At 60.7% G+C, this 24,385-nt stretch carries 24 protein-coding genes; 13 read left to right on the top strand and 11 right to left on the bottom strand.

Annotated elements, in window-relative coordinates; all coding sequences use genetic code 11:
* Nucleotides 1–7 precede the first annotated feature (7 nt).
* A complete protein-coding gene (locus CPH89_RS09715) occupies nt 8–1,423 on the bottom strand; it encodes an acetyl-CoA carboxylase biotin carboxylase subunit (protein ID WP_003213442.1) in 1,416 nt (471 codons plus the stop codon).
* Nucleotides 1,424–1,619: 196 nt separating this feature from the next.
* Between CPH89_RS09715 and CPH89_RS09720 the strand changes: the two genes are divergently transcribed.
* Complete coding sequence (locus CPH89_RS09720) at nt 1,620–2,594, top strand: LysR family transcriptional regulator (protein ID WP_053258727.1); 975 nt, start codon at nt 1,620–1,622, stop codon at nt 2,592–2,594.
* Here the strand turns inward: CPH89_RS09720 and CPH89_RS30560 are convergent.
* The 3 genes from CPH89_RS30560 to CPH89_RS09735 all read right to left on the bottom strand — a co-directional run bounded on the left by CPH89_RS30560 (nt 2,524) and on the right by CPH89_RS09735 (nt 6,842).
* Nucleotides 2,524–2,718 carry a PA3496 family putative envelope integrity protein gene (locus CPH89_RS30560; protein WP_073636665.1) on the bottom strand — a complete coding sequence of 65 codons (195 nt, stop codon included), beginning with the start codon at nt 2,716–2,718 and terminating at the stop codon, nt 2,524–2,526. The two genes, CPH89_RS09720 and CPH89_RS30560, sit on opposite strands and share 71 nt — an antisense overlap.
* 221 nt (nt 2,719–2,939) lie before the next feature.
* On the bottom strand, nt 2,940–3,806 hold the full coding sequence (hexR, locus tag CPH89_RS09730; protein WP_010168370.1) for a transcriptional regulator HexR: 867 nt from the start codon (nt 3,804–3,806) through the stop codon (nt 2,940–2,942).
* A gap of 162 nt (nt 3,807–3,968) precedes the next feature.
* Complete coding sequence (locus CPH89_RS09735) at nt 3,969–6,842, bottom strand: EAL domain-containing protein (RefSeq protein WP_053258728.1); 2,874 nt, start codon at nt 6,840–6,842, stop codon at nt 3,969–3,971.
* Between the two features lie 279 nt (nt 6,843–7,121).
* Here CPH89_RS09735 and uvrD point away from each other — a divergent pair, with 279 nt between their 5' ends.
* The 3 genes from uvrD to CPH89_RS09750 all read left to right on the top strand — a co-directional run bounded on the left by uvrD (nt 7,122) and on the right by CPH89_RS09750 (nt 10,909).
* Nucleotides 7,122–9,305, top strand: a complete 2,184-nt coding sequence (gene uvrD, locus CPH89_RS09740) for a DNA helicase II (protein ID WP_053258729.1) — start codon at nt 7,122–7,124, stop codon at nt 9,303–9,305.
* Between the two features lie 190 nt (nt 9,306–9,495).
* Nucleotides 9,496–10,365: a Tim44 domain-containing protein gene (locus CPH89_RS09745; RefSeq protein ID WP_053258730.1), complete on the top strand. Its 870-nt coding sequence runs from the start codon at nt 9,496–9,498 to the stop codon at nt 10,363–10,365.
* Nucleotides 10,366–10,501: 136 nt separating this feature from the next.
* The gene (locus tag CPH89_RS09750) at nt 10,502–10,909 is read left to right on the top strand and encodes an SMI1/KNR4 family protein (protein WP_017739032.1); all 408 of its coding nucleotides are present in this window, start codon (nt 10,502–10,504) and stop codon (nt 10,907–10,909) included.
* A gap of 18 nt (nt 10,910–10,927) precedes the next feature.
* On the opposite strand, the gene CPH89_RS09755 is transcribed toward CPH89_RS09750, so the two are convergent.
* Complete coding sequence (locus CPH89_RS09755; protein ID WP_053258731.1) at nt 10,928–12,691, bottom strand: cation:proton antiporter; 1,764 nt, start codon at nt 12,689–12,691, stop codon at nt 10,928–10,930.
* 293 nt (nt 12,692–12,984) lie between these two features.
* Between CPH89_RS09755 and CPH89_RS09760 the strand changes: the two genes are divergently transcribed.
* The gene (locus CPH89_RS09760; protein WP_053258732.1) at nt 12,985–13,470 is read left to right on the top strand and encodes an acyl-CoA thioesterase; all 486 of its coding nucleotides are present in this window, start codon (nt 12,985–12,987) and stop codon (nt 13,468–13,470) included.
* A 128-nt stretch (nt 13,471–13,598) separates the two neighbouring features.
* Here CPH89_RS09760 and pdxY read toward each other — a convergent pair whose 3' ends face one another.
* Nucleotides 13,599–14,471, bottom strand: a complete 873-nt coding sequence (pdxY, locus tag CPH89_RS09765) for a pyridoxal kinase PdxY (protein WP_053258733.1) — start codon at nt 14,469–14,471, stop codon at nt 13,599–13,601.
* Between the two features lie 117 nt (nt 14,472–14,588).
* Here pdxY and CPH89_RS09770 point away from each other — a divergent pair, with 117 nt between their 5' ends.
* A complete protein-coding gene (locus CPH89_RS09770; RefSeq protein ID WP_053258734.1) occupies nt 14,589–14,984 on the top strand; it encodes a DUF3301 domain-containing protein in 396 nt (131 codons plus the stop codon).
* Here CPH89_RS09770 and CPH89_RS09775 read toward each other — a convergent pair.
* The 4 genes from CPH89_RS09775 to dksA are packed head-to-tail and all read right to left on the bottom strand — an operon-like array spanning nt 14,978 to nt 18,266.
* Nucleotides 14,978–15,940, bottom strand: a complete 963-nt coding sequence (locus CPH89_RS09775; protein ID WP_053258735.1) for a CobW family GTP-binding protein — start codon at nt 15,938–15,940, stop codon at nt 14,978–14,980. The genes CPH89_RS09770 and CPH89_RS09775 overlap by 7 nt on opposite strands.
* Nucleotides 15,941–15,984: 44 nt before the next feature.
* Nucleotides 15,985–16,629, bottom strand: a complete 645-nt coding sequence (locus tag CPH89_RS09780; RefSeq protein WP_053258736.1) for a DUF1826 domain-containing protein — start codon at nt 16,627–16,629, stop codon at nt 15,985–15,987.
* Nucleotides 16,629–17,834 (bottom strand): zinc metallochaperone GTPase ZigA, encoded by a 1,206-nt coding sequence (gene zigA / locus CPH89_RS09785; protein ID WP_053258737.1) that lies wholly within the window; start codon nt 17,832–17,834, stop codon nt 16,629–16,631. Before zigA ends, CPH89_RS09780 begins: the two co-directional genes overlap by 1 nt.
* Before the next feature lie 27 nt (nt 17,835–17,861).
* A complete protein-coding gene (dksA, locus tag CPH89_RS09790; RefSeq protein WP_053258738.1) occupies nt 17,862–18,266 on the bottom strand; it encodes an RNA polymerase-binding protein DksA in 405 nt (134 codons plus the stop codon).
* 126 nt (nt 18,267–18,392) lie between these two features.
* On the opposite strand from dksA, the gene CPH89_RS09795 reads away from it, so the two are divergent.
* Nucleotides 18,393–18,761 (top strand): hypothetical protein, encoded by a 369-nt coding sequence (locus tag CPH89_RS09795; RefSeq protein ID WP_053258739.1) that lies wholly within the window; start codon nt 18,393–18,395, stop codon nt 18,759–18,761.
* On the opposite strand, the gene CPH89_RS09800 is transcribed toward CPH89_RS09795, so the two are convergent.
* On the bottom strand, nt 18,758–19,969 hold the full coding sequence (locus CPH89_RS09800; protein WP_053258740.1) for an N-acetylmuramoyl-L-alanine amidase: 1,212 nt from the start codon (nt 19,967–19,969) through the stop codon (nt 18,758–18,760). The genes CPH89_RS09795 and CPH89_RS09800 overlap by 4 nt on opposite strands.
* Before the next feature lie 128 nt (nt 19,970–20,097).
* On the opposite strand from CPH89_RS09800, the gene folE2 reads away from it, so the two are divergent.
* Genes folE2 through CPH89_RS09830 form a run of 6 tightly spaced genes read left to right on the top strand, consistent with a single transcriptional unit; the run spans nt 20,098 to nt 24,382 of the window.
* Nucleotides 20,098–20,994 carry a GTP cyclohydrolase FolE2 gene (folE2, locus tag CPH89_RS09805; RefSeq protein WP_053258741.1) on the top strand — a complete coding sequence of 299 codons (897 nt, stop codon included), beginning with the start codon at nt 20,098–20,100 and terminating at the stop codon, nt 20,992–20,994.
* Nucleotides 20,991–21,659 (top strand): metal ABC transporter ATP-binding protein, encoded by a 669-nt coding sequence (locus CPH89_RS09810; RefSeq protein ID WP_053258742.1) that lies wholly within the window; start codon nt 20,991–20,993, stop codon nt 21,657–21,659. Before folE2 ends, CPH89_RS09810 begins: the two co-directional genes overlap by 4 nt.
* On the top strand, nt 21,659–22,525 hold the full coding sequence (locus CPH89_RS09815; protein ID WP_053258743.1) for a metal ABC transporter permease: 867 nt from the start codon (nt 21,659–21,661) through the stop codon (nt 22,523–22,525). Before CPH89_RS09810 ends, CPH89_RS09815 begins: the two co-directional genes overlap by 1 nt.
* 11 nt (nt 22,526–22,536) lie before the next feature.
* Complete coding sequence (locus CPH89_RS09820) at nt 22,537–23,415, top strand: metal ABC transporter substrate-binding protein (protein WP_053258744.1); 879 nt, start codon at nt 22,537–22,539, stop codon at nt 23,413–23,415.
* Entirely contained in the window at nt 23,412–23,825 is a 414-nt protein-coding gene (gene hisI, locus CPH89_RS09825) for a phosphoribosyl-AMP cyclohydrolase (protein ID WP_053258745.1), read from the top strand. The genes CPH89_RS09820 and hisI overlap by 4 nt, the downstream gene beginning before the upstream one ends.
* Entirely contained in the window at nt 23,822–24,382 is a 561-nt protein-coding gene (locus CPH89_RS09830) for a gamma carbonic anhydrase family protein (protein WP_053258746.1), read from the top strand. The genes hisI and CPH89_RS09830 overlap by 4 nt, the downstream gene beginning before the upstream one ends.
* Nucleotides 24,383–24,385 lie beyond the last annotated feature (3 nt).

Consider the following 24,385-nt stretch of genomic DNA (forward strand, 5'->3'; position numbering starts at 1 on the left):
ATATTCCTCACAGGCCTGCGTGGGCGGCGATGGCGGCGGCGATGGCCAGGGCCAGCTCTTCGGGTTTGCGCTTGATCGAGTAGTTGGTCAGCTCAGGATGGCTTTCCACAAAGCTGGTATTAAATTGGCCGCTGCGGAATTCCGGGTTGCGCAGGATTTCCTGGTAGTAGGCGGCGGTGGTCTTCACGCCTTGCAGGCGCATATCGTCCAGGGCACGCAGGCCGCGGTCCATGGCTTCTTCCCAGGTCAACGCCCACACCACCAGTTTCAGGCACATGGAGTCGTAGAACGGCGGGATGGTGTAGCCGGTGTAGATCGCCGTGTCGGTCCGCACGCCGGGACCGCCGGGTGCGTAGTAACGGGTGATCTTGCCGAAGCTGGGCAGGAAGTTGTTCTTCGGGTCTTCGGCGTTGATGCGGAACTGCAACGCGAAGCCACGGTGCTGAATGTCTTCCTGTTTCACCGACAGTGGCAGGCCCGAGGCGATGCGGATCTGCTCACGCACGATGTCGATGCCGGTAATTTCTTCGGTGATGGTGTGTTCCACCTGCACCCGGGTATTCATCTCCATGAAGTACACCTCGCCCTCGGCGAGCAGGAACTCCACGGTGCCGGCGTTTTCGTAACCCACGGCCTTGGCAGCGCGCACCGACAGGTCGCCGATGTAGGCGCGCTGTTCAGGGGTCAGCTGCGGGCTTGGGGCAATTTCGATGAGCTTCTGGTTACGGCGCTGAATCGAGCAATCACGCTCGAACAAATGCACCACGTTGCCGAAGCTGTCACCGAGGATCTGCGCCTCGATGTGCTTGGGGTTGACGATGCATTTTTCCAGGAACACTTCCGCCGAGCCGAACGCCTTGGTGGCTTCGGATATAACGCGGGGGAAGGCTTGTTCAAGTTCTTCGCGGCTGTTGCAACGACGGATACCGCGACCGCCACCGCCGGAGGTGGCCTTGAGCATTACCGGGTAACCAATGCGGTCACCTTCAGTCAGGGCTTCGGCGATGTCCGCAACGTTACCTTCAGTGCCCGGCGTGACCGGCACACCGGCCTTGATCATGCTGCGCCGCGCTTCGGTCTTGTCGCCCATGCGGCGAATGACTTCTGCCGACGGGCCAATGAATTTGATGCCACGTTCGGCGCAGATGTCCGCCAGTTCGGCGTTTTCCGACAGGAAACCATAGCCGGGGTGCAGCGCATCACAACCGGTTTCCACCGCCAGGTTCACCAGCTTGCGCGGGTTCAGGTAACCGGCCAGGGGCTCGGCACCAATGCTGTGGGCTTCGTCGGCACGTTTGACGTGCAACGCATGGCGGTCGGCGTCGGAATAGACCGCGACCGAGCGAATGCCCATCTCGGCGCAAGCACGCACGATTCGTACGGCAATTTCACCACGGTTGGCGATCAGGATCTTTTTTATCACTTGGAAATTCCCTTGAGCCGATTGCTGCGTTCTTCAACCCTCTGAATCAGGGTCGGCGCGTGACCAAATGTTTCATGACAGTCGCGAGACACACACTATGCGCACCGAAGGATTAACAAAAATCAATAATTATTGGGTCGTGCATAAGTAAAGACTTATAGTTGGCCGACCGGCCCGAGGCGAGAGGACTTAAATAATGCGTAAGTCATTGATGCGTATGACATTACGGCAGTTGCAGATCTTTAATGAGGTGTGTGATTTGCGTTCCTACAGCCGCGCAGCCGAAGAAATGTCCCTCACACAGCCGGCCGTTAGCCTACAAATTCGCCAGCTGGAAGAGCTGATCGGCCAACCGCTGTTTGATTACGTCGGCAAAAAGCTCTACATGACCGAGGCCGCCGAAGCCTTGCAACGGGCCAGCCGCGATATTTTCGGGCGTTTGGAAAACCTCGATATGCAGCTGTCGGACATGCAGGGCTCGCTGCAGGGCCAACTGAAACTGGCGGTGGAGTCCAGCGCCAAGTACTTCGTGCCGCACCTGTTTGCCGCCTTCAAGCGCCAGCACCCCGAGGTCCAACTGCACCTGACGGTGGTCAACCGCGCCCAGGTGATTCGCCGGCTTTCAGATAACCGCGATGACCTGGTGATCATGTCCATGGTGCCCCAGGACATGGGCCTGGAATTCCTGCCGTTTCTCAACAACCCGATTGTCGCCGTGGCACCCCTCGATCACCCGTTGAGCCAGCAAGGTCCGCTGCGCCTGCAAGACCTGGAGCCTTATACGCTGCTGACACGTGAACCGGGGTCGGGCACGCGAATGGCCTGCGAGGAGTACTTCAAGGAAAAGCGCGTGCACTTCACCCAGACGGTGGAAGTGGCCTCGGCCGAGGCGCAGCGCGAGTGTGTGAGCGCGGGGTTGGGCGTGGCGCTGCTGACGCGCCACGCGGTCAACCTGGAGCTGGCCACCGGCGGGCTCAAGGAGCTGCCGGTGGAGGAACTGCCGCTGTACCGCAGTTGGTGCCTGGTGCAAGCCAAAGCCAAGCGCTTGTCACCGGTGGCCCATGCGTTCCTGGGCTTTATCCGCAGCGAACGGGTGCAGATCAGCGCGCTGGCTGAACGCTTCGCTGGGCAGCCGCGGGTGCCTGCCAGTGGAGTTCCGGGTAGTCACTGATGCTCTTGAGCAATTGGCGCTCCTCGCAACGGTCTTCGATTGCGCGACGGAACGCCATACGGCGCTGATCTTCCTGCTGACGACGGGTTTTGACGGTGCTGCTGTCTTCGTATTGCCGGGCCATTTTGAGTCTCCCAATGCGAGTACGGGGAGGTCAGGATGAGCGCAGGGGATGACGGTTTGGCGGCGCAGGGGTTACAGGACGATGAATATTCTGGATCGGTAGGAAATCCCAATGTGGGAACAGGCTTGCTGGCGAATACGACCGGGCCGCCAATACTTATAGTGACTGACGCTCTGCATCCGCGAGCAAGCCCGCTCCCACACTGACCTGCGTACCCCCCATTAATCGTCGAGGGCTTTGACCGATTTTGGCGACAACCGCAGGCTGCGCAAGCTGCGTTTAACGCTCTTGAGGTGGTTGACCAGGCTCGGCCCGCGCGCCATGGCCACGCCCATCGCCAGCACGTCGATCACCACCAGATGGGCGATACGCGAGGTCAACGGGGTGTAGATCTCGGTGTCTTCGTGTACATCAATCGCCAGGTTCACCGTGGACAGTTCCGCCAACGGCGTCTGGCTGGGGCACAGGGTGATCAGCGTCGCGCCACTTTCACGCACCAGGTTGGCGGTAATCAGCAAGTCTTTGGAGCGACCGGACTGGGAAATGCAGATGGCCACGTCAGTCGGTTTCAGCGTGACCGCCGACATCGCCTGCATGTGCGGGTCGCTATACGCCGCCGCAGTGAGCAGCAGGCGGAAGAATTTGTGCTGGGCATCCGCAGCAACGGCGCCAGACGCGCCGAAGCCATAAAACTCCACACGCTGCGCCTGAGACATGGCCGTCACCGCTTTCTGCAGCTCCACCGGGTCGAGCTTCTCGCGCACTTCCATGAGGGTGTGCAAGGTGGTGTCGAAGATTTTCAGGCTGTAGTCGGCGACGGAATCGTCTTCGTGAATCGCAAACTGCCCGAAACTCGCACCCGCTGCCAGGCTCTGGGCCAGCTTGAGTTTCAAGTCCTGGAACCCGGAGCAACCGATGGCGCGGCAGAAGCGCACGATGGTCGGCTCACTGATGCCCACGCTGTGGGCCAGGTCGGCCATGGAACTGTGCATCACAGCCGCAGGATCAAGCAGCACGTGATCGGCAACCTTGAGTTCCGATTTGCGTAACAGGTGGCGCGACTGGGCGATATGTTGCAACAGGTTCAAAGGGCAGGACTCTTGTTATTGGCGGGTGCCAGGGATGTAGCAAGCTTGTAGTTATACTACAAGAATTGTCGTTTTGCCCGTCCGATGCATCACTAAATCGCCCTGCTGCCCTCTGATTCAAAGGGCAGAGGCTTTGTAGCCGCATGGGCGGCCTTGGCGTCATTAAGAAAAATCTGCATTTTTCCGTAACAAATCTGCCAACCCCTCGGCCTGCATCGGCCGGCTGATGAGGTAGCCCTGCACCTCATCGCATCGCTCCCCTCGCAGGAAATCCAGCTGCTGCTGATCTTCCACCCCTTCGGCCACCACTTTAAGTGCCAGGCCATGGGCCATGGCAATAATCGCCCGGGTAATGGCCGCGTCTTCACGGCCTTGGCCCAGCCCGCGAATAAAGGTCTGGTCAATTTTCACGTAGTCCACCGGGATACGCTTGAGGTAGCTGAGGGACGAGTAGCCTGTGCCGAAGTCGTCAATGGCCAGCTTCACGCCCAAATCGCGTAGCTGCTGGAAGGTGGCGATGATGTGCTCAACGCTGTCGAGCAGTTGGCTTTCGGTCAGCTCCAGCTCCAGGTATTGCGGGTCCAGGCCGGTTTCTTCCAGTACCTGGCGCACAAGGCTGACCAGCTTGCCCTGGCGCAACTGATGCACTGACAGGTTCACCGACACCCGAATCGGTGCGAGCCCCTGGCGCTGCCACTCACACGCCTGCCAACACGCCTGGCGCAACACGAACTCGCCCAGCGGTACGATCAGGCCGGTCTCTTCGGCCAGGCCGATAAAGTCCCCTGGCGGCACCATGCCCCATTGCGGATGCTCCCAACGAACCAGCGCCTCGGCAGCGTTCAGTTTGCCCGTGGCCAGGCACAGTTTCGGCTGGTAGAACACCGTGAGCTGGCGCTCGTCGATGGCCTTGCGCAAGTGGTTCTCCAGTTGCAAACGCTCCAGGGTGCTGGCTTGCAGGCTGTCGGTGTAGAACTGGAAATTATTGCCGCCCAAGTGTTTGGCGTGCTGCATGGCCATGTTCGATTGGCTGACCAGCGCAGAAATTTCCCGCGCATTATCCGGCAGCAGGCTTACGCCCATTGAGGCGCTGACCACCAGCTCATGCCCCTCTACCGTCACCGGCACGCGCAATTTGGCCAGGAGCCGCGTCGCCACGCGCGCCAGGCTCGACAAGTTGCCGTAGGCGTCGAACAGCACGGCAAATTCATCACCGGACAGCCGCGCAATGGTGTCGGCTTCGGGCAAGGCATTGATCAACCGCCGCGCCATTTTCTGCAACAGCTGATCCGCGACTTCATGGCCGAGGCTGTCGTTAAGCAGCTTGAAGCGGTCCAGGTTGATATGCAGCAGTGCCAGGCTGCGCCCGCCCTGGCGTACACGTTGGTGAGCTTCGCGCAGCCGTTCGCGAAACAGCGAGCGATTGGCCAGGCCGGTCAACTCGTCATAGTGAGTGAGGTAGCGCATGCGCTCTTCGGATTCACGCCGCGCAGACAGATCGGCGAAGAAGCCCACAATATGGCTGACTTTTCCGCGAGCATCGCGCACCACATTCAATTGCAGCCATTGCGGGTACAGCTCGCCGTTTTTGCGCGTTTCCACCAACTCGCCCTGCCAAGTGCCGTGGCTGAGCAGCGCCTGACGGATCACCGGAAAATGCCGACGGGCGTCACGGCTGCAGGGCAGTTCGACCACATTGCGGCCAATCATGTCGTCGATTTCAAAGCCGGTGACACGGCTGAAGGCCTGGTTGACAGCAATCAGCACGTATTCCGGGTCGAGAATCACGATGCCTTCGCTGGCGGCTTCGAACACCGTCGAGGCAAGGCGCTGCTGCTCTTCAAGGGCCTTGCCGGCGCTGATGTCGCGGCGAGTGCCGAGCATGCGCGTGACGCGTCCGCTGGGCGTGCGCTCCACGGCGCGGCCACGGTCCTCGATCCACACCCAATGGCCTGCGCCATGGCGCACGCGGTATTCGACCTGATAATCCTCGCTGCGGCCCTTGAGGTGTTCCACCAGGGCGCGCTTGAGCAGCGGCAGGTCGTCGGGGTGCAGGCGTGGCTTGAGATGGCTGAGCATCGCCGTAACGTACTCAGGCTCCAGGCCGAACAGCTCCTTGAGTTGGGTGTGGTGCACTTCATCGGTTTGCAGGTTCCAGTCCCACAAGCCCAGTTCGCTGGCTTGCAGGGCCATGGCCAGGCGCGCTTCGCTTTTGTTCAGGGCGAGGCTGGCGGCGTCCAGCTCCTGGCTGCGTTGCGCCACGCGGTCTTGCAGACCGGTTTGCGCCTCGCGCAATTCCTGTTCGACCTGACGGCGCTGGCCAACTTCACGCACCAGTTCCTGATTCAATTGCTCGCTGCGCTGCTGCGCCTGCTGGAGATGCTCGATCAGCGCCTGGTTCTGGAAGCGCCGCAGCAACCCGCGCTGAATCAGGCGGTTGACCTGCCACGCCACCAGGCTCAAGGAGGCCAGCAGAATCAGGCCGAGCACACCCCAACCTTGCTGCTGCGGGGCACCATTCCAGAACAGATAGACAATCGCCGGCACCAGGCACGGCAGGGCAAATGACAGGAACGCGGACAGGCTCACGGCATAGGCCACGCTGGCCGACAGCGTAGCGGCGCCGATCAGGCCGAACACCCAGGCTTGCTGCATGAAACTGTCAACCGGCACCAGGGCGATGGCGGCAGTCGCCAGTGTCAGGCCGCTGACCGCCGAGCCCAGCATGAACATGCGTCGCCAGATCGGCTGGGCCTGGCGGCTGGGCATCGCCGAATCAAAAGCCGCTACCTGGATCACACGCAGCGCCACCAGGGCGAGCAGCCAGACCAGCCAGATGCTGTCCAACACATATTGCTTGGGGTTCCACAGCAACCAGGCACACACCAGGCCGTTGACCAACATCAATAACGTCGGCAGCAATGACCCCTGATACAAGAGGCGAGTGCGCTCGACCGCCATCTCGGTTGCGTAATGTTTACGGATGACCTGCGCGGGCGCCGCCGGGGGGCCGAACAGATCAGGACTGAGGGTCATAGGCAGTGTTCTTATAATGGTGAGCCCGAAACGTGGACGGAGCATACACAAGCAAGCGCTTGGGCCAAACTGCTCCACGTCATAAAGACCGCCCTGGAATCGGCCGCAAACCTTGGAGCCAGACTGCTTGAGCGAGGGCCCGCGCGGGCTGTGGCCCATGACCAACCAGTCATCACCCGCGGTAGAAAGTTTGCCCGGCCACGGGCACGCCGGTTGTTTTCCATCGACCACCCGGCATTGGGATTTGCCCCACTCCCGTTAGGCCCATAGAATGCGTCGATGCGCGATGATCTCTCTCTTTTGCTGAACTCCCTCAACGATGCCCAACGCCAGGCCGTAGCAGCCCCCGTTGGCCGTCAGTTGGTCCTGGCCGGTGCTGGCTCCGGTAAAACCCGCGTGCTGGTGCACCGTATCGCCTGGTTGATCCAGGTCGAAAACGCGTCCCCGCATTCGATCCTGTCGGTGACTTTCACCAACAAGGCCGCTGCCGAGATGCGTCACCGCATCGAGCAGTTGATGGGCATCAGCCCCGCCGGCATGTGGGTGGGCACGTTCCACGGCCTGGCACATCGCCTGTTGCGAGCGCACTGGCAAGAAGCGGGCTTGAGCCAGACGTTCCAGATCCTCGACAGCGACGACCAGCAACGCTTGGTCAAGCGCGTGATCCGCGAACTGGGCCTCGACGAACAACGCTGGCCTGCGCGCCAGGCGCAATGGTTTATCAACGGCCAGAAAGACGAAGGCTTGCGCCCGCAACATATCCAGGCCAGCGGCGATTTGTTCCTGGCGACCATGCGCAGCATCTATGAAGCGTACGAGGCAGCCTGTGTGCGCGCCGGCGTGATCGACTTCTCCGAGCTGCTGCTGCGCGCCCTCGACCTGTGGCGCGACAACCCCGGCTTGCTGGCGCATTACCAGAAGCGTTTCCGGCACATTCTGGTGGACGAGTTCCAGGACACCAACGCCGTGCAGTACGCCTGGTTGCGCTTGCTGGCCAAGGGCGGTGACAGCCTGATGGTGGTGGGCGACGACGACCAGTCGATCTACGGCTGGCGCGGCGCGAAAATCGAGAACATCTACCAGTACTCCGACGACTTCCCGGACGCGATCACCATCCGCCTGGAGCAGAACTATCGCTCCACGGCCGGCATCCTCAAGGCGGCCAACGCGCTGATCGCCAATAACACCGGGCGCATGGGCAAAGAGCTGTGGACCGACGGCGGCGAAGGCGAAGCGATCAACCTGTACGCCGCGTTCAACGAGCACGATGAAGCGCGCTATGTGGTGGAAACCATCGAGAGCGCGCTGAAAACCGGTTTGGCGCGCAGCGATATCGCCATTCTGTATCGCTCCAACGCCCAATCGCGGGTATTGGAAGAAGCCCTGCTGCGCGAACGCATTCCGTACCGCATCTATGGCGGCCAGCGCTTCTTCGAGCGGGCGGAAATCAAGAACGCCATGGCCTACCTGCGCTTGCTGGAAGGTCGTGGCAACGATGCGGCGCTGGAGCGGGTGATCAATATCCCGGCGCGTGGCATCGGCGAAAAAACCGTCGAGGCTATTCGCGACCATGCGCGCCACGCCGATGTGTCGATGTGGGAAGCCATGCGCTTGCTGATCGCCAATAAGGGCCTGACCGGCCGCGCCGCCGGTGCCCTGGGTGTGTTTGTCGAACTGATCGAGAACCTGGCGGCCAAGTGCGCAGAAATGCCGCTGCACTTGATGACCCAGACCGTGATCGAGCAGTCCGGGCTGATTGCCTATCACGAAGCGGAAAAAGGCGAGAAAGGCCAGGCCCGGGTAGAAAACCTTGAGGAACTGGTCAGCGCCGCGCGCGCGTTCGAAAATACCGAAGACGATGAAGAGCTGACCCCGCTCGCCGCCTTCCTTGGTCATGCCTCGCTTGAAGCCGGCGATACCCAGGCCGATGAGCATGAAGACAGCATCCAGCTGATGACCTTGCACAGCGCCAAGGGCCTGGAGTTTCCGTATGTGTTCCTGGTGGGCATGGAAGAAGGCCTGTTCCCGCACAAGATGAGCCTGGAAGAGCCCGGCCGCCTTGAGGAAGAACGCCGCCTGGCCTACGTGGGCATCACGCGTGCCATGCAGAACCTGGTGATGACCTATGCCGAGACCCGACGCCTGTACGGCAGCGAGACCTACAACAAGGTGTCGCGCTTCGTACGTGAAGTGCCGAAGGGGCTGATCCAGGAAGTGCGCCTGTCCAACAGTGTCAGCCGCCCGTTCGGCGGCGGTCAGCAGCAGAACTCCAGCAGCATGTTTGCCGGTTCCGAGATCCCGGAAACCCCTTTCAGCCTTGGCCAGCAGGTCAAACATGCGATCTTCGGCGAAGGCGTGATTCTCAACTTCGAAGGCGCCGGCGCCCAGGCACGGGTGCAGGTGAATTTCGCCGAAGGCAGCAAGTGGCTGATGATGGGCTACGCGAAGCTCGAAGCAATCTGATACATCTTCACTGCATGAAGGTTGTTGGCCCGCCCTTGTTTTTAACAAGCGCGGGCCAATATCAGTAATAAGTCCTACAGGCCATTCTGATTCGGTCCTACGCAAAAGCCCGAAACATTATGTCGCTAGCCACTGTCACGACACCTGTGCAACATGGCGCGCGTGCAATCCACAAATGGGAATTCCCTTTATGAAACGTTTTCTTAGCATCGCCATGGCGTTGTGCATCGGCCTGACGATGAGCCTCGACGCCAACGCCAAGCGCTTCGGTGGCGGCAAAAGCATGGGCTCGGCACCGACTCACCAGACCAGCCAAATGGCTCCCGCCGCCGGTGCCGGCGGCGCAGCGGCTACCGCAGGCGCAGCCGGTGCGGCTGGCGCGGCAGCCAAGGCCGGCGGTGCTTCGCGCTGGTTAGGCCCTCTGGCCGGTATCGCCGCCGGTGGCCTGCTCGCGTCCATGTTCATGGGCGGCGGCTTCCAGGGCATGCAGATCTTCGACATCCTGATCATGGCGGTCATCGCCTTCCTGATCTTCCGCTTTATCGCCGCCCGTCGCCGCAAGCAGCAGGAGCACATGGCTCCAGCCGGCGCGCCGATGCAGCGTGAAGTGTTCGAGCAAAAACCAGCCATGGGTTCGATCTTCGGTGGTTCGGCTGCACCGGCGGCCGCCCGTCCGGTAATCAATGCACCGGCCTGGTTCAACGAAGAGCGTTTCGTCGAAGCGGCCCGCAGCCACTTCCAGTCCCTGCAGCAACACTGGGACGCCAACGAAATGGACAAGATCTCCGAGTTCGTGACCCCGCAACTGCTGGATTTCCTCAAGCGCGAACGCGCCGACCTGGGCGACGGCTTCCAGTCGACCTACATCGACGACCTGCGTGTCCAGCTGGACGGTGTGGATGATCGCGCCGACAAGACCATCGCGACCCTGACGTTCAGTGGCGTGTCGAAGACTTCACGTTTCGACCAGGGCGAAGTGTTCAGCGAAAGCTGGAACATGGAGCGCGCCCAAGGCGACAACCAGCCTTGGCTGGTCGCCGGTATCCGCCAGAACGGCTGATAGCTGCGCGTTTGAGCACTTGGTGATAAAAACCCCGGACATGTTCCGGGGTTTTCTATTTCACGGTTGCACTTATAGCGAGCTACTGTATAAAACGCCCCTATAAACCGCGCCATCTAGCAAGAGGATCCCGGCCGTGGAAGAAATCATCGAACAATTGCGTGAAGCCAACGAACCGGTCCCGGTTCCTCTGGAGCTGCCTGACGAAGACCAACTGGTGGAAATCGAAGAACAACTGTTCATCGACATCCCCTTTGTCTTCCGCGAATTCCTGCTGACCGTCAGCGACGTGGTGTATGGCAGCCTCGAGCCGGTGACCGTCACCGACCCGCAGTCCCATACCTACCTGCCGGACGTGGCCGCCAACGCCTGGGATGCCGGTGTTGACCGCAGCATGATCCCGATCTGCCAGGACGGCGACGACTACTACTGCGTCGAAGAAGACGGCACCGTGGTGCTGTGGTCCGGCGAAGAAGAACTCGTCACCGAAGAGACCTGGGAATCGGTATGGCACTGGGCGCGGGACGTCTGGCTGGAAAGCTGAGTCGCAGCGCCCGGGCCTCTAGTGCTCCGGCGTATCCTTATGGTTATCCAGCGTCTCCAGCAAGGCGACCTGCATCCGCGTATGCACGCGGATGAACCACCGCCAGAGCACGGCCGCTACCGCGGCCGTGACGACGGCAATCAGCACCAGCAACTTGTTGGTCGGCAGAATACTGGCCGACAAGGCTGCCAATAGCAGGAAAATCACCAGCAACGAGAGGATGGGGATCAGTTCGGCAATCACCCGCCGCACGCGCTGGGTATGCCGCCCGGCCATTTCCGGCTTCACGCTCATCTCCGCCAGCAACATCGACAGCGCCTTTAGTTTGCGATACGCCGCAATCAGGAACGGCAGCGACAACAGCAACGCCGCGCCCCAGATCAATGCCTTCTGCCAACTCGGATCACTGATCCAGCCTTCCAGATAACCGCCGATACGCACCGCGAAAAAGCTGCCGGTGAAGAAGATCGCCACCACCAGCGCCAGGTTGACCCCCACTTGCAGGATGATTTTGCGGATCATCGACGCCAGCATTGCACCCTCACCCTGAGGCTGGATGCTGCGCAGCCATTCGCCATACATCCCAAATACCCGGCTCATGCGCTTAGGCATCACCGAGGCAATCTTTAACGACAACGGGTCGGCACCGCGGATCAAGTAAGGCGTCAGCAAGGTGGTAATTGCCGAAACGGCAACCGCCACCGGATAGAGGAAGTCACTGGTGACCTGCAGCGTCATGCCCAGCGCAGCGATGATGAATGAAAACTCGCCAATCTGTGACAGCCCCATGCCAACCCGCAGTGAGGTGCGGCCGTCGTTGCCAGCGATAAAAGCCCCCAGGCCGCAGGACAACATCTTGCCCAGCACCACCGCAACGGTAATCACCGCGATCGGCCAGGCGTACTGCAGCAGGATTTGCGGGTCGATCATCAAACCGATGGCGACAAAGAAGATCGCACTGAACATGTCGCGAACAGGCTCGATAAGGCGCTCGATCTTAATCAACTGGCGGGACTCGGCCATGATCGCGCCGATCAGGAACGCGCCCAGCACCATGCTGTATTCCAGCTTGACCACCAGCAGGCAGAAGCCGAAACACAGGCCCAACACGGTGATCAGCAGCATCTCGTTGCTTTCGAACTTGGCCACGTAGGCCAGCAGACGCGGCACCAACAAAATACCGATGACCAGCGCGACGATCATGAACAGCGAGAGTTTGCCGACCGTGGAAAACACCTCGCCGGAGCTGACCGTACCACTGACGGCAATACTCGACAGCAAGGCGATAATGCCGATGCCGAGGATGTCCTCAACAATCAATACGCCAAAAATCAGCTGGGCAAACCGCTGGTTTTTCATCTTCAGGTCATTGAGTGCCTTGACGATGATGGTGGTCGAGGAGATCGCCAGGATCGCGCCGAGGAACAGCGAGTCCATGGTGTTCCAGTCGAACCAGCGGCCGATTTCGTAGCCGATCCAGATCATCAGAATGATTTCGAGGAACGCCGCTATAAACGCGGTGGCACCGACCTTGAACAACTTGCGCAGGCTGAACTCAAGGCCCAGACAGAACATCAGGAAGATCACCCCCAGCTCGGCAAGGGTCTTGATCGTGTCTTCGTCATGGATCAGGCCAAATGGCGGGGTGTGGGGGCCGATGATGAACCCGGCGACGATATACCCCAGCACCACGGGCTGCTTGAGACGATGAAACAGGACAGTCACAACCCCTGCTACCAGCATGATCACGGCCAAGTCCTGAATAAAGCTGATGGCGTGCATGGCGAGGGGCTCCTTGAGGGTACTGGCGCTTTTCCCACTTCCACTCGCACCTTTGAACAGTCGCAAAGAGCGGAAGGAAAAGTCTGCCTTGATCGTAAGAAATGCCCTGAGATGGGCGTTTGAAGGGTAACACCGCGACTTCCGGCAGAAAGCCGGTGCAATATATGGAAACAGATCGCTGCACGCGTGACGGCAAGCGACCCGCCGGCGTCCCGTTAGGGAGCGCGCTGCAAAGCGTTCAGCACCCGCAGAGGTGCCTCCCCCAACCAATGCCTACAACCCGTGAGTGTGCTATGGAACCCGGAAACGCCCAGCTGTCGATGACGGTATTGATGACCCCTGACATGGCCAACTTCTCAGGCAATGTCCACGGCGGCACCCTGCTCAAGTACCTCGACGAAGTGGCCTACGCCTGCGCGAGCCGTTACGCGGGCCGCTACGTCGTCACACTGTCGGTCGACCAGGTGATTTTTCGCGAACCGATTCATGTCGGCGAGCTGGTGACCTTCCTTGCCTCGGTCAACTACACCGGCAACACCTCGATGGAAGTGGGCATCAAGGTGGTGACCGAGAACATCCGTGAGCGTTCGGTGCGCCATACCAACAGCTGCTTTTTCACCATGGTGGCCGTCGACGACCAGCGCAAACCCGCCGCCGTACCGCCGCTGCAGCCGCAGAACAGCGAAGACAAGCGCCGGTTTGTGCAGGCCCAGCAGCGTCGGCAGATTCGCCAGGAGCTGGAAAAGCGCTATCAGGAAATCAAAGCCGACGCGCCGTAAATCCCAGGCTGTAAACCCAATCAAGTGTGGGAGCCGGGCTTGCCCGCGATGGGTTCACCTCGGTTTTCAAGTTGCACCGCGGTGATGCCAGCGCAGGCAAGCCAGCACCCAAACTGGGTTTGGTGTGACTACAGACTGATCGGTGTGGCCTCGAAGCGTACCCGGGGATGGGCAATACGGTCCTGGGCGCGGACCAGTTCCAACTCGTAACTGGCGCAGGCCTGGGTTTCCAGCAGCACTTCATGCACCGCGGCGGCCGTGAACTCAAAGGCCGCCACCAAGCTGTCGCCCAACAGCACCCGCGCCAGGAACAACCCTGATGTCAGGTCGCCCACGCCCACCGGCTGGCGCGGGAACGCCAGCAACGGCCGCCGCAAGTGCCAGCTACCATCGGCAGTCACCAGCAGCATCTCAAAACCATCCGGCAACTTACCCGGGTAATCCAGGTGTTTGACCAGCACAGCCTTCGGCCCGCGTGCGAGCAATGCCTTGGCCATGCCCAGGCAGTCGAACAGCGATTGCGGCTTGCGCCCGGCAAAGCTGTCCAGTTCCAGCTGGTTGGGGCACAGGAAATCCGCCATAGCAGCCGCCTCTTCCAGCAGGAAATCACTGACTTCCTGAGGCACGATACAGCCCTTTTCCGGATGCCCCATCACCGGGTCGCACAGGTACAGGGCCTTGGGGTTGATGGCTTTAATCCGCGCCACACCGGTCAGAATCGCCCGGCCCTGGTCTGCACTGCCGAGGTAGCCGGACAGCACCGCATCGCAGTTGCCGAGCTCGCCAATGGCGGCAATGCCTTCCACCAATGCCGGAATTTGCTGCGGCGCCAACACTTCGCCCGCCCACTGGCCATACTGAGTGTGATTGGAGAATTGCACGGTGTTCAGCGGCCAGACATTCACCCCGACCCGCTGCATGGGGAACACGGCGGCGCTGTTTCCGGCGTGGCCAAAGACCACATGAGACTGGATCGCAAGCAGATGAGGTGTGCGTTTCATGCGGGAGATTTCCGTAAAGCCGTTGAAATTCTGGCCGCGCAGTATGCGACTAAACACGGCCTATACGACAGACCAGAGACACAGTTAAGCTGCTCTCACTTTGTTGGAGTTCATCGCATGCTGACCCTGGGAAACATCTTTGTGTTGATGCTGCTGGCGACTGGCGCCGCTTGGGTGTGGCACAACCACGGCCTGCGCGAGCGGGCGCTGGAGCGGGTCAAGCAGCATTGCGCCAAGCTCGATATCGAACTGCTCGACGGTGCGGTGGCTTTAAAACGCATCGGTTTTGTGAGGGATGCCAAGGGTCGTCGGCGCCTGGCACGTATCTATAACTTTGAGTTCACCGTGACCGGCGAAACCCGCCATCCCGGGACTATCACCCAGTTCGGCGCCCACAGCGCGCAGATTGAACTGGCGCCCTACCCGTTCGAGATCAAGACGCCGCTGCCCAGCGCAGAAGTGATCGAGCTAAGCCAGTGGCGCCAGGACCACGCCACCAAGACGCGTCACTGACGACAGGCGGACAGCGCGCTCTGCAATGCGACTACGTCCTGTGGCTCGCTGAAAATCAATTCAATGCGCGAGTCGCGCCGCCATTCGCTGGGTTGCCAAGCCAGTGGGCTGTTATCCACAGCGTTGGCGCTGACCCATCCATGGCCGCTGTGGATAACCAGTTTGGCGCGGCGCCACGCAAGGCTTGTGAGCCAATGGTCCAGGCGCCCGGTGTCGAATTGCTGGCTCGGGTGCCAGCGCCACCCGATGCTCCAGCCTCCCTCTTGAGCCTGGCTCAGGCAGATGGGCAGTGTCGGATCGCTCCAGATGGCTGGCATCTGCGCCACGCCGCTGGGCACCTCAACGTTATCCACAGCGGCGCCGGCTTGAGTGTGGAGGCCCGGCAACCGCGCCAGCGGCAAGTGTGCCTGGCGGGTCCAGTGCAGCGGGCAGTCGGGTAATAGGCGTTCGACGGCTTGGCGCTGCGCGGTATCCAGCGTTTCGTCCTTGTTCAACACCAGCAACCCGGCGCTGGCCAAGGCCTCGCGCTGCGCTGGCGGCAAAGGTTTGCCCGCCGCCAATGCCTGGGCATCCAGCACCAACACACAGGGCTGGACTGCCAGCACGTGTTGCCAGGGCGCCCCACGTAATTGCTTGAGCAACTGCGCGGGATGGCCCAAACCCGAGGGCTCGATAAACAACCGGTCCGGTTTAGCCTTACGCAACAAGCGGCCCAGGCCTACCTGGAACGGTGCGCCGTTCACACAGCACAAACAGCCACCGGCGACTTCACCCAAGGCAATGCCATCATCGTCCTGAGTGAGTAACGCCGCATCCAGACCAATCTGCCCGAATTCATTGATCAGTACCGCCCAGCGCTCGTTGGCCGGGCGTTGCGCCAGCAGGTGCTTGATCAGGCTGGTCTTGCCGGCGCCCAGCGGCCCGGCAATCACGTGGGTGGGAATGTTCTGCAGCATGAGGGGCATCATTCAGACCATATAGAGAGCTTGATCCTACCCGGTTATGCCAGCCAATCCAGCGTCAGGATCAACCGTCGCTCATCGGCTTTGAGTGCGGGCGAGCGATGGATCAGGCCGTGGCCTTCGTTGCCGTGCCACTTGGTGCCCTTGAGCAAGGCCACCTCGCCACAGTGGATTTGCTCAATGCGCTCAGTCGGTTCGGCATCCGGTTGGCTCAGTTTTCGGCGGTCCATCACCCCTTCGCGCAACCACTGACTACCGACTCCGGCATAGGTGGTAATCAACCGAACGGGCACATGGTCAACGTGAAAACGTGGGCACATGGCTTTGTCCAACAGCCGCAAACGCACGCCTATACGCTTGGCACCGAGCAGGCAGGCGAACGCGCTGACCAGCCACGACACATCGGCGATAAACCCTTCGTAGCCTTCAAGATCACGACAACTGGACGCCAAACCCTGCAAATTCGGCTCAGCGTCGTCCTGGTTAAGCTCGATCACCAGGGCATCGGCCAACGGTTCATTGAGCGCCACCAGCAAGGCGCCGAACTCGGCAATATGATGGGGCAACTGGCGCTGCCATAACGCCAGATTTACGCCGTCTTCCAGGATATCGGACAGTGCCAGCGGGGTTTCACCGTGGGTCTGACGTATCACGGGACGCAGGGGAATAACCGGTGCCAACATCACGCGACCTCTTCATACCAAGGGCCAAAGGGGTCGGCCAGCAGGCGCCAACTGTCGACACCCAGGGCCATTTCTTCATCCGTGAGCAAACAGGCGTCCAGCTCGGCGCGCATCTGGCTGAAGTCGATGTTTTGCCCGATAAACACCAGTTCCTGGCGGCAATCGCCGGTGCTCAGCTGCCAGTTGCCCATGATCGCTGCCACGCTTTCTTCGTCCTGAGGCCATTGGCTTTTCGGCACAAAACGCCACCAGCGCCCAGCAAAACCATGGCGCATCAACCCTCCGGCCTGGGACCAACTGCCCGCATCCTGGTGCTTGCTGGCCAGCCAGAAAAAGCCTTTGGAGCGCAGCAGTTTGCCGTTTACCCACGGACGGTCGATGAAGTTGAAAAAGCGCTGCGGATGAAATGGCCGGCGCGCACGATAAGCCGTGGAAGCGATGCCGTATTCTTGCGTTTCCGGTACATGTTCACCGCGCAATTCCTGCAACCAGCCTGGGGCCTGGGCGGCGCGTTCGAAGTCGAAGCGGCCGGTGTTCAGGATCTTGTTCAGCGGCACCTCACCCATGACCATCGGGATGATTTCTGCCTGCGCGTTGAGGCGCTCGAGGATGGCCATCAGTTCTTCGCGCTCGCAGCTGCTGATCAGGTCGATCTTGCTGATCAGGATCACGTCGGCGAACTCGATCTGCTCGATCAACAGGTCGGTGATCGAGCGTTCATCGTCTTCGCCGAGGGTTTCGCCGCGTGAGGCCAGGCTTTCAGCGGCTTGGTAGTCGAGCAGGAAGTTCATGCCATCCACCACGGTGACCATGGTGTCCAGACGCGCGATATCGGCCAGGCTTTGCTCGTTTTCATCTCGGAAGGTGAACGTTTCGGCCACCGGCAATGGCTCGGAAATGCCAGTGGATTCGATCAACAGGTAATCGAACCGACCTTCCTTGGCGAGTTTTCCGACCTCTTCCAGCAAGTCCTCACGCAAGGTGCAGCAGATGCAGCCGTTGCTCATTTCTACCAGTTTTTCTTCGGAGCGGTTCAGGGTGACATCACGCTGAACCTCACTGCCATCGATATTGATTTCGCTCATGTCGTTGACGATCACCGCCACCCGCAGGTTTTCGCGGTTACGCAGGACGTAATTGAGCAGCGTGCTTTTACCGGCGCCGAGAAAACCGGACAACACGGTAACGGGGAGACGATCGGGCATCAGGTATTCCTCATCAGGGTTGGCCGGTCAAATCGCCCGTCGATGGCGTTCGCGCAGCTCTTCACGTTCTTTGGCTTCTATACACAAGGTTGCGGTGGGGCGCAGTAGCAAGCGTTGCAGACCAATCGATTCGCCGGTGTCACGGCACCAGCCGTACTCGCCGCGGGCCAGCAATTCGAGGGCGTCGTCGATCTTGTCCAACAGCTTCTTTTCCCGCTCTAACAGACGCAGTTGCCACTGGCGCTGTTCTTCGGCGCTGCCCATGTCGGCCGGGTCGCTGTTGGTTTCCTGCTCACGCAGCGCCAGGAACTCGCCCTCGATGCGCGCCTGCAGCTCAGTACGCTGGGCAAGCAGCAGTTCACGGAAGAACCGTTGCTGGGCTTCATTCATGTAGTCGGCGGGCGGTTGGGCCAGGAGGTCTTGTTCAGTCATGGGAAGCGGGTCACGGGTCAGGCTGTGTTTTTATGTTATAGTATAACAACACAAATAAGCCAATCCGACTTGCTCACCACGACGAAGGGCGCAATGCTTGAGCCCTTCCTTACCCCGAGAATCGCCATGAAACGCCTGTTGTGCGCCCTGTTATTGGCAGCGGCAGGACCTGCCTGCGCTCAACCGCCAAGCCTGTTGGCAAACTGCACGCGCAGCGCCAACCTGCTGGCCTGCGTGGACCCGCTGGGGAACGCCTACAGCGTGGCGACCGTGGGCAGCACCACGTACTTGCGAGGGTTCGAGGTGATCGGCAAACGCTACTGGGCACAAACCAACAGCCGCTATGGGCAGTTGACGTTCTTTACTGGGTTAGCGTCCGACGGAGAGGCGTGGGTCGGCTACACACGGCGCGTGGGCTGGACCACCCTCAACCGGTTTTCCAGCTCAGGTGGTGCCAGTGCCAAGTTCACGTGCAGCCGTATGACCGGCTGTTAGACCTGGCCGTTCTTCTGCTCTTGAACCCAGGCCATGTAGCTGTTCATCGGAGGGTTCTTTTCGAAGTATTTTTTCAGCCCCTCGAACAGACCATCCGCCACCGCCTTTTGATGACGCGCAGTCACCAACCGCTGGGCGTCCTGGGTATTAGAGATAAACCCGGTCTCGACCAGAATAGAGGGGACGTCCGGTGATTTAAGTACCGCAAATCCAGCCTGCTCCACGCGTTTCTGGTGCAGCGTGGTGATGCTTTGCAGGCTGCCCAACACTGAGCTGCCCAGCTGCAGGCTGGAAGCGATGGTGGCGTTCATCGACATATCGAGAATCACCCCGGCCAACATCGGGTCCTTGTCCTTGAGATTGAGCAAGGTTGTGGCACCCAGCAGGTCCGCGCCGTTTTCACGCTGCGCCATGAAGCGCGCCGTGGCGGAAGTTGCGCCACCTTCAGACAACGCATACACCGAGGCCCCGGATGCCGTCAGTCGTGGCGCGGCGTCAGCATGCACCGAGATAAACATATCGGCCTTGTGCTGGTGGGCAATGTCCACACGCTTGCGCAGCGGCACGAAGAAGTCATCGTTGCGCACCAGTTTCACGTCAAAGCCCTTCTCACGCTTCAAACGTTTGGCCAGTAATTGGGCGATGGACAGCACCACGTCCTTTTCGCGCTGGCCCCTGGAGCCGATGGCGCCAGGGTCTTTGCCGCCGTGGCCGGGGTCAACCACCACGATGATGTCGCGCTTGGGATGTGCTTTATCGACCGGCGCAACCAGAGGCGGCGGTTCCGCTGCGATTTGGCGAGGGGCATGAGTGGCGTTGGTCAGGTCGAGCACCAGGCGATGACCTTGGCCATCCTGGGGCGGCAATAGAAAGCTGTTGAGCTGCATCGGCGTGGCCAGGTCCAGCACGATGCGTGTGTCGCCTTTGCCGAAATGCCCGGAGCGGATTGAAGTAATCCCGCTGTTCTTCAACGCCAACTGAGAAAAATCCCCCGACAGCCCGGCGCCGCTCAGATCGATGATCAACCGTTCCGGAGAGGTCAGGGAAAAGGTCTTGTATTGCACCGGGCCGCTGAGGTCGAACACCAAGCGTAATTTATCGTCCGAGCGCCACAGGCGCGCATTGCGGATCTGCGTGGCGTAGGCCCCCAAAGGCAAGGTGAACAGGGGACTGAGCAGCAGCAGGTTGAGGAGCTGACGTCTGTGCATGACATATACCGCAAATAGAGGAGCGTCCTTGCTCGACATGACTGAAGAAAGGCGGGAGCAGAAAAATCATCGTCGATTCAATAGTTATAATATAACATGTCTTTTTATTTCCAACGATGGACCTGCCCATGAATGCGCTGACTCTGCCGGATATTGCCGCGCAGGCTTCACGCCAAGCCGTGCCACTCGACTGGGTAGGCATGTGTGGCATTGCCCTGCCGATCCTCATCGACGGCCAACGCTTGAGCGCCACTGCCGATGCGGGCGTCAGCCTGGACGATGGCGAGGCTCGTGGCATTCATATGTCACGCCTGTACCTGGCCCTGGAAATGCTCGACCAACAGCCTCTGACGCCTGCGCTTCTGCGTACTCTACTTGAGCGTTTTCTTGAGAGTCATGAAGGTTTATCTAAGAACGCCTACCTGCGTATCCACACCGACTTATTGCTCAAACGCCCCGCGCTGGTCAGTCCATTAGCTGGCTGGAAAGGCTACCCGGTGTGCATCGAAGCACGCCTGGAAAACCAGATGTTCCACGTGGAACTAAAAATTGACGTTACTTACTCGTCAACCTGCCCCTGCTCGGCCGCGCTCGCCAGGCAGTTGATTCAACAGCAATTTCTCGAAGATTTCGCCAACACGCCGTTGCAGCACGAGGATGTGCTGACCTGGCTCGGCAGCGCCAATGGCATCGTCGCCACGCCTCATAGCCAACGAAGCAGCGCAGAGTTGTCGATCCAACTGGACGCCAATCAGTCCACCTTGCCGCTTACCGACCTGATCGATGATGTCGAGGCCGCCCTCGGCACTGCCGTGCAAACCGCTGTGAAACGTGCGGATGAACAAGCCTTCGCCTTGGCCAATGGGCAGAACCTGATGTTCTGCGAAGACGCCGCTCGCCGCCTGAACCTCGCCTTGAAACGCTCGGATGCCGTCAAAGCCTTCCACCTCAAAGTGATCCACGCCGAAAGCCTGCACGCGCACGATGCCGTGGCTGAAAGCCGCTGGACGAGAGACTCTGCATGATCACCTGCAACGCTTTGCGCTGGGGTGCCCCCGGGCAACCGCTCACACCGGCGCTGGATTTGACGCTGGAAAAAGGCAGCCTCACCGGCATCATCGGCGCCAACGGCACAGGCAAGAGCAGCCTGCTCAAAGTCATTGCCGGCCTGCAAAAACCGTTGGCAGGCAATGTCAGCGTGGAGGTTCCACGCCGTGGCGGCTTGTCATTCCTGCCGCAGCAGCAACACCTGGACCGGCAGTTTCCGATCAGCCTGCAAGCGCTGGTCGCCGCCGGTTTCTGGGGCACCAAACTCACCCCGGAACAACGCAGCCAACGCCTGCAAGCGGTGCTGGAAGAATGGTGCCTCAGTGGTTTGGAACACCGCCCATTGATGGCGCTGTCCGGCGGCGAACTGCAACGTGCCCTGCTCGCGCGCATGAGCCTGGCCGAAGCGCCGGTCCTGCTACTCGACGAACCTCACGCCGCCCTCGACGAAGAAGGCCAGGCACTCTGCTGGAAACACATCCACGCCTGGCACGACGCAGGCCGCACGCTGATCGTCGTCTGTCATGACTTGGCGTCGGTGCGTCAGCACACACAGCAAGTGGTGCAGATCAAAAGCACCGGCTGCCTGTTCGGGCCCAGCAAAGAGCTGATCCGCCCGCAACCGCACATGCAGGTGGCTTGATGCACTTCGCCGCCCACCTGTGGATGCCGTTCCTCGACTTCGTATTTATGCGCCGCGCGCTCATCGGCGGGCTGGTGCTTGCGTGCAGCACCGCGCCGCTGGGCGTGTTTCTGATCCTGCGCCGCATGAGCCTGATCGGTGACGCCGTTGCCCATGGCATCCTGCCCGGCGCCGCACTGGGCTTCTGGTTCGCCGGCCTCAGCCTGCCCGCCCTGACCATCGGCGGCCTTGGCGCAGGCCTGAGTATGGCCGGCGTGTCAGCCTGGATCACCCGCCGTACCGGCCTGCGCGAAGACGCCAGCCTCGCCGCCATTTACCCCATCTCCCTGGCAGCGGGCGTGCTGATCCTGGGCATCGCCGGCAAGCGTCTGGACCTCTTGCACCTGCTGTTCGGCTCAGCCCTGGCAGTGGATGAAACCACCCTGACCGGCATGCTCTGGGTGTCCGGCTTCAGCCTGATCGCCATGGCGCTGATCTACAAACCGCTGCTGCTGGACACCCTTGACCCGCTGTTCCTGCAAACCGTCAGCCGCCTGGGCCCACTCGCCCACGGCTTATTTCTGACGTTGGTGGTGTTGAACCTGGTGATTGGTTTCCAGGCCATCGGCGCGTTAATGGTGGTGGGTTTGATGATGTTGCCGGCCATTGCTTCACGCTTCTGGAGCCGGCGCCTGCCGGTGTTGATCGCGGTATCGGCAGTGCTGGGATGCCTGTCGGTGTGGTTGGGTTTGTTGCTGTCGTTCTACTACTCGCTACCCAGCGGCCCGGCCATTGTGCTGGTGGCTGGCGGTGGGTATTTGCTGTCCGTGGTCTTCGGTCCGGTGCACGGCTTGCTGCGCCGCCCGCCCTTGCTTACATCCCAATGAGGTGTTTTCCGATGCGCGCTCTACTCGTGCTGTTCAGCATTCTGCTGCCATTGTCGATGGCTCAGGCCGCCGACAAACTTCAAGTGGTTACCAGCTTCAGCATTCTCAATGACATCACCCACCAGATCGGTGGCGAGCACATCCAGATCAGCAACATGGTCGGCCCGGACGCCGACGCCCATACCTACGAACCGACACCGGATGACGCCAAGGCGCTGCTCAAGGCCAAGGTCATCATCAAGAACGGCCTCGGCTTCGAACCCTGGCTGGACCGCCTGGTCACCAGCACCGAAACCAAAGCCACTGTGGTCACCGCCAGCAAAGGCGTGATCTCCCACACCATGGAAGAAGACGGCGAAACCATTCCCGATCCGCACGCCTGGCACAACCTGGCCAACGCCGAAATCTATGTGAACAACATCACCAAGGCGCTGGTGGCCGCTGACCCGGCCAACAAGGCCGACTACCTGCGCAACAGCCAAGCGTACCTGAAAGAAATCTACCGCCTGCTGGCCGAAGCCAAAACCAAGTTCGGTGCATTGCCGCCTGGCAACCGCCGCATCGTTACCTCCCATGATGCCTTCGGTTACCTGGGCCAGGCCTACGGCATCCAGTTCCTGGCGCCACAAGGGCTGTCGACCGAGCGTGAACCCTCAGCGGCCGAAGTCGCTGCGCTGATCACCCAGATCCGCAAGGACAAGGTCAAAGCCGTGTTCATGGAAAACATCAAGGACTCGCGCCTGCTCAAGCAAATCGCTGACGAAAGCGGCGCGCAGATTGGCGGCACGCTGTACTCCGACGCCCTCGCTGCCGAAGGCCCGGCCAGCACCTTCACCGGTCTGTTCGAGTACAACCTCAACACCCTGTGCGCCGCCCTGAGCAAGCCATGACCTTGAGCATGCGCGACCTGGAAGGGGCTGCCATTGGCAGCCGCTTTCCACTCGAGCCGGTACTCAACGCCCTGCCGTGGAACAGCGATGGCCTGATTGCCGCCATCGTCCAGCAACACGGCAGCGGCCAGGTGTTGATGCTGGCCTGGATGAACCGCCAGGCCCTCGATGAAACCCTGGCCACAGGGCAGGTCTGCTACTGGTCGCGCTCGCGCCAGCAACTATGGCGCAAAGGCGAAAGCTCCGGCCACTGGCAACAGTTGGTCGAAGCGCGCCTGGATTGCGATGGCGACGCCGTGCTGCTGATTGTCGACCAGCAAGGCCCGGCCTGCCACACCGGCCGGCCCACCTGCTTCTACAACGCCATCGATGGCGCCTACGTTCACATCATTACGGAGCCCGCTGCATGATCCGCAAGAACCCCTCCGGCGATCTGCCGGTGATTGCCGAATCAGCCTACGTCGACAAAACCGCCATCATTTGCGGCAAGGTCATCATCGGCGAGAACGTGTTCGTCGGTCCCTACGCCGTCATCCGCGCCGACGAAGTCGACGCCAGCGGTGCCATGGACCCCATCACCATCGGTGCCAACTCCAATATCCAGGACGGCGTGGTCATCCACTCCAAATCCGGGGCGGCGGTGACCATCGGCGACTTCACCTCTATCGCGCACCGCTCCATCGTCCACGGCCCCTGCTCCGTCGGCGACCGCGTCTTCATTGGTTTCAACAGCGTGCTATTCAACTGCGCCGTCGGTGATGGCTGCGTGGTGCGCCATAACTCGGTGGTCGACGGCCGTGACTTGCCCGCCGACTTCTATGTGCCCTCCACCACCCGCATCGGCCCGAACACCGACCTGTCGCAATTCCCGCCGGTGAGTGTCAGTGCCTCGGAGTTTTCCGAAGACGTGGCGCGCACCAACGTCGATCTGGTGCGCGGTTACAAAGCCCTGCAAAACGAGTTCTGAACC

Origin of the sequence: Pseudomonas fluorescens (assembly GCF_900215245.1) — a bacterium.
GTDB classification, from domain to species: Bacteria; Pseudomonadota; Gammaproteobacteria; order Pseudomonadales; family Pseudomonadaceae; genus Aquipseudomonas; species Aquipseudomonas fluorescens.

Excerpts from the sequence above, each read along its gene's own strand:
- CPH89_RS09745 (WP_053258730.1), top strand. The coding sequence starts at position 9,496 with ATGAAACGTTTTCTTAGCATCGCCATGGCGTTGTGCATCGGCCTGACG.
- CPH89_RS09810 (WP_053258742.1), top strand. The coding sequence starts at position 20,991 with ATGATCACCTGCAACGCTTTGCGCTGGGGTGCCCCCGGGCAACCGCTC.
- CPH89_RS09830 (WP_053258746.1), top strand. The coding sequence starts at position 23,822 with ATGATCCGCAAGAACCCCTCCGGCGATCTGCCGGTGATTGCCGAATCA.
- dksA (WP_053258738.1), bottom strand. The coding sequence starts at position 18,266 with ATGACTGAACAAGACCTCCTGGCCCAACCGCCCGCCGACTACATGAAT.
- hisI (WP_053258745.1), top strand. The coding sequence starts at position 23,412 with ATGACCTTGAGCATGCGCGACCTGGAAGGGGCTGCCATTGGCAGCCGC.
- CPH89_RS09755 (WP_053258731.1), bottom strand. The coding sequence starts at position 12,691 with ATGCACGCCATCAGCTTTATTCAGGACTTGGCCGTGATCATGCTGGTA.
- CPH89_RS09815 (WP_053258743.1), top strand. The coding sequence starts at position 21,659 with ATGCACTTCGCCGCCCACCTGTGGATGCCGTTCCTCGACTTCGTATTT.
- CPH89_RS09760 (WP_053258732.1), top strand. The coding sequence starts at position 12,985 with ATGGAACCCGGAAACGCCCAGCTGTCGATGACGGTATTGATGACCCCT.
- CPH89_RS09775 (WP_053258735.1), bottom strand. The coding sequence starts at position 15,940 with ATGCTGCAGAACATTCCCACCCACGTGATTGCCGGGCCGCTGGGCGCC.
- uvrD (WP_053258729.1), top strand. The coding sequence starts at position 7,122 with ATGCGCGATGATCTCTCTCTTTTGCTGAACTCCCTCAACGATGCCCAA.
- CPH89_RS30560 (WP_073636665.1), bottom strand. The coding sequence starts at position 2,718 with ATGGCCCGGCAATACGAAGACAGCAGCACCGTCAAAACCCGTCGTCAG.
- CPH89_RS09780 (WP_053258736.1), bottom strand. The coding sequence starts at position 16,629 with ATGTTGGCACCGGTTATTCCCCTGCGTCCCGTGATACGTCAGACCCAC.
- CPH89_RS09720 (WP_053258727.1), top strand. The coding sequence starts at position 1,620 with ATGCGTAAGTCATTGATGCGTATGACATTACGGCAGTTGCAGATCTTT.
- zigA (WP_053258737.1), bottom strand. The coding sequence starts at position 17,834 with ATGCCCGATCGTCTCCCCGTTACCGTGTTGTCCGGTTTTCTCGGCGCC.
- CPH89_RS09795 (WP_053258739.1), top strand. The coding sequence starts at position 18,393 with ATGAAACGCCTGTTGTGCGCCCTGTTATTGGCAGCGGCAGGACCTGCC.
- CPH89_RS09800 (WP_053258740.1), bottom strand. The coding sequence starts at position 19,969 with ATGCACAGACGTCAGCTCCTCAACCTGCTGCTGCTCAGTCCCCTGTTC.
- pdxY (WP_053258733.1), bottom strand. The coding sequence starts at position 14,471 with ATGAAACGCACACCTCATCTGCTTGCGATCCAGTCTCATGTGGTCTTT.
- CPH89_RS09735 (WP_053258728.1), bottom strand. The coding sequence starts at position 6,842 with ATGACCCTCAGTCCTGATCTGTTCGGCCCCCCGGCGGCGCCCGCGCAG.
- CPH89_RS09820 (WP_053258744.1), top strand. The coding sequence starts at position 22,537 with ATGCGCGCTCTACTCGTGCTGTTCAGCATTCTGCTGCCATTGTCGATG.
- folE2 (WP_053258741.1), top strand. The coding sequence starts at position 20,098 with ATGAATGCGCTGACTCTGCCGGATATTGCCGCGCAGGCTTCACGCCAA.
- CPH89_RS09770 (WP_053258734.1), top strand. The coding sequence starts at position 14,589 with ATGCTGACCCTGGGAAACATCTTTGTGTTGATGCTGCTGGCGACTGGC.